The sequence below is a fragment of the Komagataeibacter xylinus genome (genome assembly GCF_004302915.1).
Classification (GTDB): Bacteria; Pseudomonadota; Alphaproteobacteria; order Acetobacterales; family Acetobacteraceae; genus Komagataeibacter; species Komagataeibacter xylinus_C.
In genome coordinates, this window is record NZ_QQBI01000005.1 from 21,353 (window position 1) to 35,523 (window position 14,171).

10 protein-coding genes and 1 tRNA gene are annotated in these 14,171 nt (G+C 66.8%); 3 read left to right on the top strand and 8 right to left on the bottom strand.

All coding sequences use genetic code 11. From position 1 onward, the window contains the following. Nucleotides 1-31 precede the first annotated feature (31 nt). Nucleotides 32-616: an LOG family protein gene (locus DV027_RS04775; protein WP_130730783.1), complete on the top strand. Its 585-nt coding sequence runs from the start codon at nucleotides 32-34 to the stop codon at nucleotides 614-616. A 56-nt stretch (nucleotides 617-672) separates the two neighbouring features. After that, nucleotides 673-749 (top strand) — tRNA-Pro (locus tag DV027_RS04780). A 195-nt stretch (nucleotides 750-944) separates the two neighbouring features. Here DV027_RS04780 and treF read toward each other — a convergent pair. Further along, nucleotides 945-3,107 carry an alpha,alpha-trehalase TreF gene (gene treF, locus DV027_RS04785; protein WP_130730888.1) on the bottom strand — a complete coding sequence of 721 codons (2,163 nt, stop codon included), beginning with the start codon at nucleotides 3,105-3,107 and terminating at the stop codon, nucleotides 945-947. Nucleotides 3,108-3,862: 755 nt separating this feature from the next. Here treF and tldD point away from each other — a divergent pair. Continuing rightward, entirely contained in the window at nucleotides 3,863-5,323 is a 1,461-nt protein-coding gene (gene tldD, locus DV027_RS04790) for a metalloprotease TldD (RefSeq protein WP_130730784.1), read from the top strand. Nucleotides 5,324-5,482: 159 nt separating this feature from the next. Here tldD and DV027_RS04795 read toward each other — a convergent pair whose 3' ends face one another. The 7 genes from DV027_RS04795 to DV027_RS04825 all read right to left on the bottom strand — a co-directional run bounded on the left by DV027_RS04795 (nucleotide 5,483) and on the right by DV027_RS04825 (nucleotide 14,103). Beyond that, nucleotides 5,483-6,154, bottom strand: coding sequence for a histidine phosphatase family protein (locus DV027_RS04795; RefSeq protein WP_130730785.1), 672 nt, complete (start codon nucleotides 6,152-6,154; stop codon nucleotides 5,483-5,485). A gap of 34 nt (nucleotides 6,155-6,188) precedes the next feature. Beyond that, nucleotides 6,189-8,300: a hypothetical protein gene (locus DV027_RS04800; protein WP_130730786.1), complete on the bottom strand. Its 2,112-nt coding sequence runs from the start codon at nucleotides 8,298-8,300 to the stop codon at nucleotides 6,189-6,191. Continuing rightward, nucleotides 8,282-9,040, bottom strand: a complete 759-nt coding sequence (locus tag DV027_RS04805; protein WP_130730787.1) for an RluA family pseudouridine synthase — start codon at nucleotides 9,038-9,040, stop codon at nucleotides 8,282-8,284. Before DV027_RS04805 ends, DV027_RS04800 begins: the two co-directional genes overlap by 19 nt. After that, nucleotides 9,037-11,865, bottom strand: coding sequence for a DNA translocase FtsK (locus DV027_RS04810; RefSeq protein WP_130730788.1), 2,829 nt, complete (start codon nucleotides 11,863-11,865; stop codon nucleotides 9,037-9,039). The genes DV027_RS04805 and DV027_RS04810 overlap by 4 nt, the downstream gene beginning before the upstream one ends. A 155-nt stretch (nucleotides 11,866-12,020) precedes the next feature. After that, nucleotides 12,021-12,596: a 16S rRNA (guanine(966)-N(2))-methyltransferase RsmD gene (gene rsmD, locus DV027_RS04815; RefSeq protein ID WP_130730789.1), complete on the bottom strand. Its 576-nt coding sequence runs from the start codon at nucleotides 12,594-12,596 to the stop codon at nucleotides 12,021-12,023. Continuing rightward, complete coding sequence (locus tag DV027_RS04820; RefSeq protein ID WP_130730790.1) at nucleotides 12,596-13,372, bottom strand: pseudouridine synthase; 777 nt, start codon at nucleotides 13,370-13,372, stop codon at nucleotides 12,596-12,598. Before DV027_RS04820 ends, rsmD begins: the two co-directional genes overlap by 1 nt. Continuing rightward, on the bottom strand, nucleotides 13,369-14,103 hold the full coding sequence (locus DV027_RS04825; RefSeq protein ID WP_130730889.1) for a gamma-glutamyl-gamma-aminobutyrate hydrolase family protein: 735 nt from the start codon (nucleotides 14,101-14,103) through the stop codon (nucleotides 13,369-13,371). Before DV027_RS04825 ends, DV027_RS04820 begins: the two co-directional genes overlap by 4 nt. Nucleotides 14,104-14,171 lie beyond the last annotated feature (68 nt).

Sequence of the window (14,171 nt, forward strand, 5' to 3'; positions counted from 1 at the left end):
TGACCAACCTTGCGGGAGCTGAGCTGGATAGATGCAGATTTCATCTGTAGCGGTTTTTTGTGGATCACGTTTCGGCTCAAGGCCGGAATATGCAGCCCAGTCGCGCGCACTGGGCACGGCGCTGGGGCAGGCGGGGCTGCGGCTGGTCTATGGGGGCGGGCATGTCGGCCTCATGGGCACGGTGGCCGACGCCACGCTGGCGGCAGGGGGCACCGTGACGGGCGTGATCCCGCGCTTCCTGCATTCACGCGAGATCATGCATGAAGGTGTGACCGACCTGACCGTGACCGACAGCATGCATGACCGCAAGGCGCGCATGTTTGCCTGCTCGGATGCCTTTGTGGTCATGCCCGGCGGCCTGGGCACGTTTGACGAGACGATCGAGATCATGACATGGCGGCAGCTGCGCCAGCATGACAAGCCGATCTATATCGTCAACATCGCAGGCTGGGCCGACCCGCTGCTGGCCATGATCGATGCCTGTATCGAGGATGGATTCGCCTCCCCCAGCGCACGTGACCTGTTTGCGGTGGTGCCGGATGTGGCCACCCTCATGGCCGTCCTGGCAACCCTTCCGGCACCCTCCGGCGCGCGCGATGCGGTGGCAACGCTGTAAAACTTTTCATCTATCCCCTTGCGCAAAAGGGAGCAGGCTAGTATAGCCGCGTGCAACGGAGTGTAGCTCAGCCTGGTAGAGCACTGTGTTCGGGACGCAGGGGCCGGAGGTTCGAATCCTCTCACTCCGACCAGATTTGCAGGCCGATTGCCCTTGGGCGGTCGGCCTGTTTTCGTATCTGCCTGAATGACAGAAGTTTTGGGGGTGCCGTCTTTTTTCAAAAAGGCGGCGTTCTTTTCGAAGCTTTTCGGAAAAAAAGCTTCACCAGAAACGTCTTTGTGGCTTCCATTAAAAAAGGGGGAGACCTGCAGGTCTCCCCCTGTGTTTTTTACGGCTGGGCCGGTTGTGGCGGCGTGGCCGGGCTTGCGGGGGCTGCCTGCTGGCTGGCTGGGGCTGTCGCATCGCTGGCAGGCGCATTAGCCGGTGCTGGCTGGGCTGCGGGCGGCGTAGTGGGTTCAGGCGCCGTGGACGGCGCGGGCGGGCTGGCCGCAGGAGTGGAAGCGCTGGTCGCGTCCGGCGCGGCAGGCGTTGCGGGCGCGCTTGCGGCAGGCTGTGCAGCCGGCGCCGTAGGTGTCGCAATTTCCGCCGGGGTGGCGCTTGGCGCGGGTGCTTCGGCAGGCGGCGTGGCTGGTGCCGTCGCCTGCGCGGGCGCTGGGGCGGGCGGCACTTCAGTGGCTGCGGTCGGCGCGCTGGCGCCCACGCTCGAAACCTGTGGCAGCGTGGGGGTGGGAGCCACTGGGCGCGGGGTCAGGGTAACGGTGGGCTGGGTGTAGCGGTTCAGCGCATCGGCGTCACTCTGCACGCCATAGGCGTTCATGGGCGGCAGGGGCTGGGGCGAGGGCTGATCCGCCGCCGGGTTGCGGTCAAGCACCACGCGGGTGTTCTGCGGGTAACGGTTCATCAGGCCAAGCAGCGTGCCGTTGGTCCAGCCAAAGCCGATCTGCATCGGGTATTCGCCGCCACCTTTGCCGCCCTTGGGGCTGATATAGGGATTGACCACGTCATATTTTTCCAGAAGCACGCCCGATTTCTCGTAGGTGCCGATCACGCGGCCCATCCAGCGGGCCGCGATGTCGCTGGCAAGCTGGTCATAGCCATACTGGTTGAAGCCCTTGACCGCCATCCACTGCAACGGGGCCCAGCCATTGGGGGCATCCCACTGCTGGCCGCTATTGGTACGCTCGGTGGCGATCAGGCCGCCAACCTTGAGCAGGTTCTTGCGCACGGTTTCCGATACGGCCTTGGCCTGCTCGGGCGTTGCCATCTGCAAAAACAGCGGCACGACGGTGGCACCTGACAGGATGGAGGTCGACTCGCCCTTTTTCCAGTCATAATCGATATAGGCCGCGCGCCGCTCATCCCACAGGATGCGCTGTGCGGCACTGATGCGCTCTTCGGCCAGGTGCGCGTAACGGGCCGCTTCCTCCTTGTTGCCCTTCAGGTCATAGGCGTGGGCCAGCGTCTGCTGCAGGTGCGGGATGAGGAAGTTGAGCTCCACGGTCAGCAGTTCCGTGGTGTGGATGGTGGAGAGCGTATGCCCGTCCGCCAGCCAGCGCGAGCTGAAGTCCCATCCCGTCTCGGAGCCTGCGCGCAGGTCGCGGTACACCTCGTTCTTGGGGCGACCGGACTCGGCAGCCGTGGCGATGTCCTGCGGGTAGCTTTCATCACGCGGGGTGTCGCGGTCATCCCAGTGGCGGTTCATGATCGTGCCATCGGGCAGGCGCACCACGTGGCGGTAGGCGCCGCCGGGGGCGACCGAATCCTGCCCGTCCATCCAGTAGTCATATTCCGCCTGCAGTTCGGGCAGGAAGGTGGTGTAGGCCACCTGCCCGTCATGCATGGCCAGCAGGTCGACCATCAGCGAGAAGAACGGCGCCTGCGAGCGGCTGAGGTAATAGGTGCGGCTGCCGTTGGGAATATGGCCGTATCGGTCGATCATCGAGGCCATGTCGCGCACCATGTCGCGCATGAGGTCGATCTTCTGGTTTTCATACAGGCCGATCATGGTGAAGTAGCTGTCCCAGTAATACAGTTCACTGAAACGGCCACCGGGCACCACATAGGTGAAAGGCAGGGGCAGCTGCGAGGAATAGGCCACCTGCGTATCAGGCGGGCGGCTGAGCACTTCCCACATGCCCACGATGTAGTCGCGCACGTTTTCATCAGGCGTGCGCTGGTAGGAGACGGTCTTGCGCTCGGGCAGGGTAAAGTGCTGGGCCACGAAATCCTTGAGCGAGAAATCGGGGCGCTGGCGGGCCAGGTTGTACTGCGCCATGAGGTCGGCGGGCGCTTCATCGGGTATGGCGTCGGCCGCGGTCTTGGCATCGGTGTAGATATGCGCCTCGCCAATGGCCTGGAACAGGCCGTCAAGCGCGATCGAGGGCGGGCGCAGGTCCTGTGCCAGGGCCGCAGGCGCTGCGGCATCGGACAGCAGGGCATCGGCGGGCGGGACCGGGCTGCTGCCACTCGATGCCGGGCCATCCTTGTGCATGGTCTGCCCGGGCTGGGTGCCCGGCGGGGTGGCATCGGCATGGTCGGCGCTGCCCGTGCCCGGGCCCGTGCCCGGCGTGGCCGTGGGCGGGCTGGCCGGGGGAGCGCCCGCCTGCGGTGCGGCGGGTGTGGGCACGGGGGGCGTGGCAGTACCCGGCGTGGCCTGCGGCGGCGTGGGGCTTACGGATGGCGTGGTGGCGGCTGGTGCAGGTGGCATGCTTCCGCTCCCCGAAAGCGGTTCGGGCGTTGGCACCGAATAGGTCTGCTCCGCTGCTGCGTCCGGGCTTGCAGCGGCGGCAGGGGCTGACGGTGCCGCTGCTGTCCGTTCCGTGCCGGTGGGCGCGGACGGGATGGCAGCGGGGGTCTGGGCGCCAGGCGTGGCCTGTGTGGACTCAGGCGCTGTCTGGGCCAGGGCGGGCGCACCCGCGTAAAGAAGGCTGGCCAGCACGAGCCCGGCCTGACGGGGCGCGGACCGGGACAGGTTTGAACCGCACAGGAGTAAAACTTTCACGAGACGCCAATTCTCCAGATAATAAAAAGATAAATATGATCCGTGCACCATGCCCTGCCTTGCCTGCCTACCACAAAGGGAAACCATGCAGATGAAGGGAAGTTCATTTTCAGGCATGGTGGCTGTCATGAACATGTCCCTGCTTTTCCATAGGGTACAAATCCGGCTATGCTATGTGCCCTCCCGGCCTGCGCGGCCTGAGCGTTCGTGTTTTTCCTGTTCCGCCAAACCGGAGTCGTCCTTTCATGCCCTCATCCCTTCAGGGTCTCACCCCGCTGGCCACAACCGATGCCCTGTTCTTTGAACGCGCCGGTGCCCGCCTTGGCCGCCCCGATGCCGAGCGCCTTGTGCAGCAGGCGCTCGAGGGGATGGATGATGGCGAGCTTTTCTTGGAATATCGTGAAAGCGAGGGCATTTCGCTTGATGAGGGCGTGATCCGCTCCGCAACCTTCGATACGTCATCAGGCTTCGGCCTGCGTGCCGTGCTGGAGACGGAAACCGGCTTCGCCCATTCCGACGAGATCAGCGAAAGCGCGATCCGCCGCGCCGCCGAGACCGTAAGCCAGGTGCGCGCGGGCCGTTCGGGCATGCTGGCTGCAGGCCCCCGTTCAACCAATCACCGCCTCTACCCCGACATCAACCCGCTGGCGGAGGGCGAATTCGCCACGCGCGCGGCCATGCTGTCGGAGCTTGATGCCTATGCCCGCGCGCGTGACCCGCGCGTGGTGCAGGTGATGGCCTCGATCTCGGCGGAGTGGCAGGCCATCCAGATCCTGCGGCCCGACGGGCAGCGCATGGCCGATATCCGCCCGCTGGTGCGGCTGAACGTGTCGGTGGTGGTCGAGCAGGACGGGCGGCGCGAAAGCGGCGGCCACGGGCTGGGCGGCCGTTATGCCTACAGCCGCCTGCTTGCCCCCGAAGTGTGGAAGAACGCGGTGGACGAGGCGCTGCGCATGGCGCTGGTCAACCTTGATGCCCGCCCCGCACCCGCGGGCGAGATGGAGGTGGTGCTGGGCGCGGGCTGGCCCGGCATCCTGCTGCACGAGGCCGTGGGCCACGGGCTTGAGGGCGATTTCAACCGCAAGGGCACGTCGGCCTTCGCCGGGCTGATGGGCCAGCGCGTGGCGGCCCCTGGCGTGACCGTGGTGGATGATGGCACCATTCCCGAACGTCGGGGCAGCCTGACCATTGATGATGAAGGCACGCCGACCGGCCGCACGGTTATGATCGAGGATGGCATCCTGACCGGCTACCTGCAGGACCGCCTCAATGCCCGCCTGATGGGGGTTGCCCCCACCGGCAATGGCCGCCGCCAGTCTTACGCCCATGCACCCATGCCGCGCATGACCAACACCATCATGCTCGGTGGCGATGCCACGACCGAGGACATGATCCGCAGCACGAAGCGCGGCCTGTATGCCGTCAATTTTGGCGGCGGGCAGGTGGACATCACCTCGGGCAAGTTCGTGTTTGCCGCATCCGAGGCCTACATGATCGAGGATGGCAGGATCACATCCCCCGTGCGCGGCGCCACCCTGATCGGCAATGGCGCGGACGCCATGACCAAGGTGACCATGATTGGCGGCGAACCCGCCCTTGACCCCGGCATTGGCACCTGCGGCAAGGCAGGCCAGGGGGTGCCGGTGGGCGTGGGCCAGCCAACCCTTAAGATGACGGGCCTGACCGTGGGTGGCACGGGGGGCTGATGATGGGCGGGCCGGGGATCATGCTGCCAGCATGCTCCCGACCCTGCACACTGGCCGCGCACACGTCAACCTGGCAGTAAATGATCGTGCCCTTAACGCCTGTATGTGCTTGACCCCACACGGCAGGGGCATGACCTATTGATTCATGACCCCTGTTGTTCAGGGCAAGGGCAGGTCGTTTACGGTCACGATGCGCCACCCCTCAGGCAGGCGCTCGACCACGCTCAGCGCCAGGTTCTGGATGGAGAAATGCAGCGCCGTTTCGGGGTGAACCCGCAGGGCATGGGCCAGGGCCGCGCGAATGGCGCCCCCGTGGCTGACCACCACCATGTCCTGCCCCTCATGCTCGGCAGCGAGGCGGTCAAGGCAGGCCCCCACGCGCGAGCATACCTGCACCATGCTTTCACCCTGCGGCGGCAGCTCGGTTGCACCCACTGACCAGAACGGATGAGCGGGCAGGCTCAGCTTGTCAGGCAGCGTATCATGCGTAATGCCATGCCACTCGCCCATCGACTGTTCGGTCAGGTCAGGCTCCACGCACCATTCATGCGGGCCATACCCGGCCTTCTGGATGGCGCGCGCGGTATGCTGGGTGCGTGACAGCGGCGAGGTAAACCACAAGGCGGGTTTTGGCAGGCGGCGGGCCAGCGTTTCATACATCTCGCGCTGCGCCACGAGGCTGTCGGAGCAGAGCGGCACATCCATCGCCCCATACAGCCGCATGCGGGCATTCTGTTCCACCAGGGCGTGGCGGATCAGCCAGAAGCGGGTCACCCCCTTTTCCAGCTGCGGGGTATCAAGAAAATTGCCGTGGTTGGTCTGTATCGTCACACCGGAAATCCATCATGGAAAAAACAGGAAAAGGTCAGGCAGGCAGAATCGCACGCGCGCGCCAGCCATGCGGCAGGTAGGTCTGCACGGGCGCCATGGCGGCAAGGCGGGGCCAGTGCCGCAGGATCAGGCCAATCTTGTCAAGGATGCGCCCGACATTGCGCGCCTCGCGGTGCAGGCGTTCGGTCGGGTCCATGCCCTCATGCGAGGGCTCGCCCGAAACCAGCCGCGCGCCAGCCGAAATGCGCAGCGCCCCCGCCAGTGCATCGGGCAGGTCGGGATGGGCCAGCGGCACCGGCTGGCCTACATGGCACAACACCGCGGCAAGGGCCGCATCAGCATCATCAGGGGGAATACAGCCGGAAAGATCGGTATTGAGCCACGCATATAACTGCCGCGCCTCGGCCACCGCCAGCGGGCGAAAGCCGCCTTCGGGGCTGTCGGGCGCACGGACAAAAAAGCTCATGATGGTGGGCAGGCAGTCCCATGCCTGATCGGGCCCGGGCCGGGCGGGCGCAACAGGCGGCAGCAGTTCCAGCACGGGGCTGGCCGCGATCTGCGCCGTCACGGCCGCAAGGAAAGTGCGCAGCCGGTCGCGCACCACGGCACGCGGTATGGCGCCAAACGCCGTTATTTCAGCCAGGGCCGCCTGCCAGCGCAGGATCAGGCCGATATTGTGCCCCGGCGCCAGGCCATCACGCGCCGGGCCTGCGGGCCAGGCGGCTTGATAGCTGTAGTCCGCAAGCCCGGCGGGCAGGCTGCGCGGTCCATCAAGCCTGCGGCGCACGCAGGCAGGCAGCAGCAGCGCCCCGCAAAAGGGCGGCCCGGTAAAGAATTTGGAGCCGGTCACCATCACCATCCAGCCCATGTCCAGATAGGCGCGCACCCGTGCCGGGTCGAGCCGTGCCTGACAGGCATCCACCACCACGTCGGGCCGGTCATCCGGGCCTGCGCCAAGCGGGGCGGTCGCCTCTTCCAGCGCCGCAAGCCCCGGTGCGAGCAGGCCCGTCTTGGACAGGTCAAGCCGATGCAGCAGCACATGGCGGCCTGCCGCGCGCAGTTCATGCGTCAGGCGGCGCGTCTGTGCATCCACATCCGCCAGGGCGCGCACATGGCCCGCCCCATCGCGCATGGGCACGTTGACCACCTCCGTGTCATCAGGGAAACCCGCAATGCGCGCGCCCCGTGTCACGCCGTGGCCGAGGGCGGTGTCATTGGCAAAATGGCGGCCCTGCGCGGCCAGTGGCACACCGCTGCCCGTCTCCTCCGGGGCAAGGAGGATATTGCTGACGGGGCGGCCACCGGGCGCCAGCGCCGCAAGGGCCAGCGCATACAGCTCGCAATCCGTGCCCGACGGGGCCAGCACCACGCCTTCTTGCCCGGTCAGCCCAAACGCGGTGGCGATACGGGCCTGTATATCGGCATCCTGCGCCCGGGCCGCCTCCTCCGCCCGGCCCTGCAAGGCCCCCGCTACCAGGGCGAGACGGGCCGTTTCGGCGCCGGCAAAGCCACGCTCGGACAGGGACGAGGCCGTGGACGAGGCAAAGGTGATGGCCCAGGGCCGGGGCCGGTGCGAACAGCCGTAATGGTTCAGCCCCGTTGCCGGGTCCAGCGCCAGCCGGGCATCGCCGCCCGTTGCCATCAGGGTCTCGATCGGCCCCAGCAGCTTCCACAACCGGGTCAGCGCGCCCTGCAATGCCGTGAAATCGGCCTCCACGGGCGTGGCGGCAAGTGCGGGCTGCAGGGGGGCCAGGGCGGGCCATGTCGCGCGCAGGGTGGCGCTGTCCGGCACACAGGCCCCGGCCATCAGGGGCACCCATGCGGCTGGCGCATCCGTATCGGCGCGGCCCGTATCGAGGTACCAGAACAGCGCTGCCGTACGGGCGGCGCAGAAGGCGGCATGAAAAGGCTGCCGGGGCGCGCGTTCCAGCAGGGCGGCGAGTTCAAGCGCATGGCGCAGGAAAAAGGCCGTCTGCTCAAGGTCACCCTGAAGCGGCAGACCAAGCACGATCCCCCCATCGGGCAGGATGCGGAAGGGTGCGTGCAGCACCGGGTCCAGCACGATGCGCCGCGCGCCCGCAATCACCCGCAGGTCTGGCCGTTCCAGAACACGCAGCAGCTCCTGCGTCAGAGTATGGGCGAACACCGTGCTGTTTCCTTTTCCACGTTGGCGGGCGGCACGACCCAGCCTGCCTCGGCCATGATGCGGCGCATATGGTCCGGTGGGGGCGCCATGGCCCGCACGGGCGGGTCAAGCGGCAGATTGATGCCGCGACTCATGAGGTGTAGCGCCCCGGCCGTGGGCGCGCCATAGCGCTCATCCCCCCGTATGGGGCAGCCGATCAGGGCGCAATGCACGCGGGCCTGATGGGTGCGCCCGGTTTCCAGCACCAGTTCCAGCCAGCTTATGGGTGCACCGGCCGCATCCCTGCCCTGCCCCAGCACCCGCCACCGCGTGCGGGCAGGCTGCGCGTCCTTCACATTGGCCTGCATGCGCCACTGCCCGGCCTCTTCCACGCGGCCCAGGGGATCTGCAACCACGCCAGACAGGCCCGCAGGCGTGCCATGCACGATGGCCCAGTAGGTCTTGCGGGCCCGACCTGAAGCAAAACAGGCCTGCGCCGCCACCAGGGCCTGCTTGCGCAGCGCCACGACCAGGCAGCCCGCCGTATCCTGATCCAGCCTGTGCGCCAGCCACGGCCCGTTGCGGTGGCGGGACAGGAGGGGAAACCAGTCCTCGACACTCGCCCCGCCCCTGCGGCCGGGATGGACCGGCAACCCCGGCGGCTTGTCAAGCACCACGAAGCGGCTGTCACGGTACAGAACCGTGAACGGCAGGGAGCCAGTGGGCTGCACGGATGCGGGCCGGGGCGAAGATGGCCTCATTCGTCTTCTGTCGAGCGGCGCATCAGCACTTCACGGCGGCCCACATGATTGGCCTCGCTGACCAGCCCTTCCTTTTCCATCTGCTCGATGATCTTGGCCGCGCGGTTATAGCCGATGGAGAGATGGCGCTGGATGAAGGACGTCGAGGCCTTGCCTTCGCGTGCCACCACCTCGACCGCCTGGGCAAACAGGCCATCTTCATCAGCGCTGCCAGAGGGGGCGGCAAACGGTTTGTCGGCGCTGTCTTCTTCCTGCGGCGAGATGACATCATCATCATAGATCGGCTCGCCCTGCGTGCGCAGGAAGGCCACGACAGCTTCCACCTCCGCATCCGCCACGAAGGGGCCATGCACGCGCGTGATCCGCCCGCCCGCCTGCATGAACAGCATGTCGCCCCGGCCCAGAAGCTGCTCGGCCCCCTGCTCGCCCAGAATGGTGCGGCTGTCGAACTTGCTGATGACCTGAAAGGAAATACGCGTGGGGAAATTGGCCTTGATGGTGCCGGTAATCACATCGACCGAGGGGCGCTGGGTGGCAAGGATGAGATGGATGCCCGCCGCGCGCGCCTTCTGTGCAAGGCGTTGCAGCAGGGACTCGATCTCCTTGCCCGCCACGATCATGAGATCGGCCATCTCATCAACCACGATGACAAGGTATGGCAGCGAATCAAGGGCAAGCTGCTGCTCCTCGAAGGTCGGCTTGCCGGTTTCGGGGTCGTAGCCGGTCTGCACGCGCCGGGTCACGATCTCGCCGCGTTCGCGGGCTTCGGTCACGCGCTCGTTGTAGCTGGCGATGTTACGCACCTGCAGGTGCGCCATGGCACGGTAGCGGCGGTCCATCTCGCGCACCGCCCATTTCATGGCCGCGACCGCCTTGGCCGGTTCCGTCACCACCGGGGTCATGAGGTGGGGAATGCCTTCGTAGATGGACAGCTCGAGGATCTTGGGATCGATCAGGATCAGGCGGCACTGCTCGGGCGAGAGGCGGTAGAGCAGCGACAGGATCATGGAGTTCACCCCCACCGACTTGCCCGACCCCGTGGTGCCCGCGATCAGCAGGTGAGGCATGGCGGCAAGGTCGCTGTAAACCGATTCACCCGCAATATCCTTGCCAAGCGCAAGGTTGAGCCGCGCGGGAGAATGCGCCCATCTGGGGTCCATGAGCAGTTCGGAGAAATAGACCGTCTCGCGCCGTGAGTTCGGCACCTCGATGCCAATCACGTTGCGCCCCGGCACGGTGGCGATGCGCACGCTGAGCACCGACAGGGAACGCGCCACGTCATCCGCCAGGCCAATCACGCGGGCGGCGCGGATGCCGGCAGCAGGCTGGAGTTCATACAGCGTGACCACGGGGCCTGCATGATAGGCCACGATCGTGCCCTGCACCCCGTATTCGGACAGCACGGTCACGAGCTGGGCGGCATTGGCCTTGAGCAGTTCCTCGGTCGGCTTGGTCGTGGAGGCCGGCGGCGGCGGGGTCAGGAGTGACAGCGAGGGAAACTGCCACTGCGGCTGTTGCGGTGGCGTATAGGCGGGCGTGGCGGACGCTGCTGGCGCAGGCGACTCATATGCATCCGGGCGGGCGGGCACCTCTTCAGCGCGCGAGCCGCCGGAGAAAAGGCGCGAAAAGATGTTCGGGCGCGCGGGTTCCTCAACAGCGGGCGGCGTGCCCGGATGATCGGTGATGGCCCTGTTTTCAGGCGCAGGCGGCTCGTCATGCCATGGCGCGCGGTCAGATGGCGTGTCATCCCCCCCCATCAGCAGCGGCTGGGGAATGTCCTCATCCATGCCGGGCGGGTGCATCCAGTTGCTCTGCAACGACACCTGCGCCGGTCGCCCCCCTTCCACCTTGCGGCTGCCAGGCAGCGCCGGGCGCGCCGCATCCGGCTTTGTCGTGGTGGCGGGCACGTTCGCGCGCAGGCTGCCCGGGGAGGCCGCATCATTCACCGGCGTCAGGCCCGTGCCGGGAACGGTCGCGGGAACGGCTGCTTCAGCATGGGGCGTGGACACTGTCAGGGCGGTATTGAAAAGCGGTTCGTCCTCTTCCTCCATCAGCGCGGCCTGTGATGAAGGGGGTGCTGCGGCAGGGGCTGCCTGAGAGGCGGGTGGACAGGCCGGTGCTGGTGCCTGCGCCCTGCCCTGCCCTGCTTCGGGCCGGGCCGTCATGCGGCGCAGCCAGGCCACCAGCACCATGGGCTGGCGCAGCCCGGACAGGAAGCCACGCCCCATGCCCTGCCATTCCGACAGGGACAGGGCGAGCGCCAGCAGCACCAGCAGGCCACCCAGCACCAGCCCCAGCACCCAGACGAGAAAGGGGCCGCCGCGCCCCATGAACACGGTGGCGGCCTGAATCGACATATGCGCGACCGACAGGCCAACCGCACCGCCCAGGCCCGCCTGCGTGGGCCATTGCGGCGCGTGCAGCCCCGCCAGCAGCGGCAGGGCCGCGACATCAGCCGCAATGACCGGCAGGCCGCACAACAGCGCGATGAGACGTAGCAGCGCCGATGCCAGCCCATGATGGCGGATCAGGCGCCAGCCCCATGCCATGAGGCAGAAAATGGTCAACGTGCCCACGATCCCGAAATTCTGGAGCATGAAGTCCGCCATATAGGCGCCCGGCCGCCCGAGCAGGTTGCCCGGCGGCTGCGCGCTTGACGTATTGGCGGAGGGATCGCGCGGATCGTAACTCCATAACGCGATGACGAGACACAGCGCCAGAATCCACAACCCCACGCCACCGGCTTCGGCCAACCGTTCGCGCAGGCGCGAACGGGCCGGGCCAGAGGAAAGTGATTCAGGAAAAAAACGGCTGAAGATCGCCAAAAATCCACATCCCGATCATAAGGCCCGCCTGCGGGGACCAAAAGCACGAGGGAGATGACCTTGCATGCCGCGCCTGCCATTCCCGCCAAACGAAACAACTATAACCCTGTCCACACGACAGAAAGAAGGCCGACAGGATAAAATACGGCGATGAATCACCCGTTATCATCCACCCCATGCTGCCAGGCATACAGGCAGGCCGCCCCGTGCCGCCGCTCGAGCAGCAGGCGCTGCGCCGCCACGGGAGCCTCTTCCGCCGCCGCCGTCTCGACCACGATGAGGGTGCGGGCATGCAGCCACCCGCCCCGTTCAAGCACGGCCAGCGCCCTTGTGGGCAGATCCTGGTTATAGGGTGGATCAAGAAAGACCAGATCAGCGGGGGCAGCAGGGCCACGCGGCGGCAGGCGCAGCATGTCGCAGGCGCGAATCGTGGCACGGTCCTGCACGCCACAGCCGCGCACATTCTCGCGCAGGCACCGCTGGGCCGCGCGGTCGCGCTCGACAAACAGCGCCGATGCCGCCCCGCGTGAAAGGGCCTCAAGCCCCAGAGCACCCGTTCCGGCAAACCCGTCGAGCACGTGCGCGCCGCGCAGCCGGTCCGCCCCGGCCCATGGCGCATGGGCCAGCGTATCAAACAGGGCCTGGCGCACCCGGTCCGCCGTGGGCCGCGTGACCTGCCCCGGCGGCGCCAGCAGGCTGCGACCCCGGCATTCGCCCGCGATGATGCGCATCAGGCCCCGCGCGGGGTCTTGCCGCCCGCAAGGCCCGCGATCTGCTCACGGATCACCTTGCCGGTCACCTCCTCGAGTTCGCCCCGCTTGAGCGTGCCAAGCTGGAACGGCCCGTAGGAAGTGCGGATCAGGCGGCTGACATGCAGGTTCAGCCCCTGCATCACCTTGCGGATCTCGCGGTTCTTGCCTTCGCGCAGCGATACGGTCAGCCAGGCATTATCGCCCTTGACGGAATCAAGCTGCGCCTCGATCGGGCCATAGCGCACGCCATCAAACTCGCTGCCCCTGATCAGGGATGCCAGCGCGCGCTCATCAACCACGCCAAACACGCGCACGCGGTAGCGCCTGATCCAGCCATTGCTGGGCAGTTCCAGCCTGCGCGCGAGCGCGCCATCATTGGTGAGCAGCAAGAGCCCCTCACTATTCAGGTCAAGGCGGCCCACGCTGATGACGCGCGGCATGCCCGGCGGCAGGGAATCGAACACGGTGGGGCGATCCTCGGGGTCACGGTGGGTCGTGACCAGCCCATCGGGCTTGTGGTAGCGCCACAGCCGCGTGCGGTCGGGCGCGCCGACCACCTTCTGCTCGACCTGAACGATATCGCCTTCATCGACAAAAGTGGCCGGATGGGTGACGGGCGCGCCGTTGAGCTGCACCTTGCCCTCGGCAATCAGGCGCTCGGCATCGCGCCTGCTGCACACGCCCGAACGGGCCAGCCATTTGGCAATACGGTCGCCACGCGCGGGGGGGGCTTCGGTGGAATGGTCCTGTGTCATGTTCCTGTCTGCCTCGCAGCGTCGATCAACCCTTCGAACAGAAGACGGTCTCCTGCCGATATGCCAAATTCGGGGTGCCACTGCACCCCCATACAGAACGGATGGCCGGGAAGCTCAATGGCCTCGACCACGCCATCGGGCGCCGTGGCGCAGACGACTCCGCGCCCGGCATCCGCCACCGCCTGGTGGTGCGATGAATTGACGGCCAGCGTATCGCGCCCCACCAGGCGCGCAAGCTGCGTGCCGGGGGTGACATGCACCACATGCCCCGCCTCGTCACGCGGGTTGGGCTGTTCATGCGCCAGGGCCGCGGGATAGGTATCGGGAATATGCTGCACCAGCCGCCCACCGAGCAGCACGGCGAGCAGCTGCATGCCGCCGCAAATGCCCAGCACGGGTCGCCCCAGATCCAGCCCCGCCCCCAGCAGCGCCAGTTCCGCTGCCGTGCGGCGCGGCTTGGTCTGCACGGTGGCATGCGGCGGTTCATCGCCATAAAGCTGTGGCGGCACGTCAAAGGCGCCGCCGGTCACCACCAGCCCGTCGAGCCGCGCCATCATCTGCACAGCCTGCGCCGCATCATGCCCCACAGCCACGGGCAGGCCGCCACAGGCGGAAATCATGTCCATGTAGTTCTGGCGCAGCGCGTACCATGCAAAGCGGGAATAGCCGCCCGTGGTGGAGGGTGGCTCACTATCGAGCGTGATACCGATCAGGGGGGCACGTGAAGAGATCATGGCCCTGCGGGACCGGCGAACGGGCGGAACGGAGTCATCATGCTGTTCCCCCTTCTGTGCTGCGT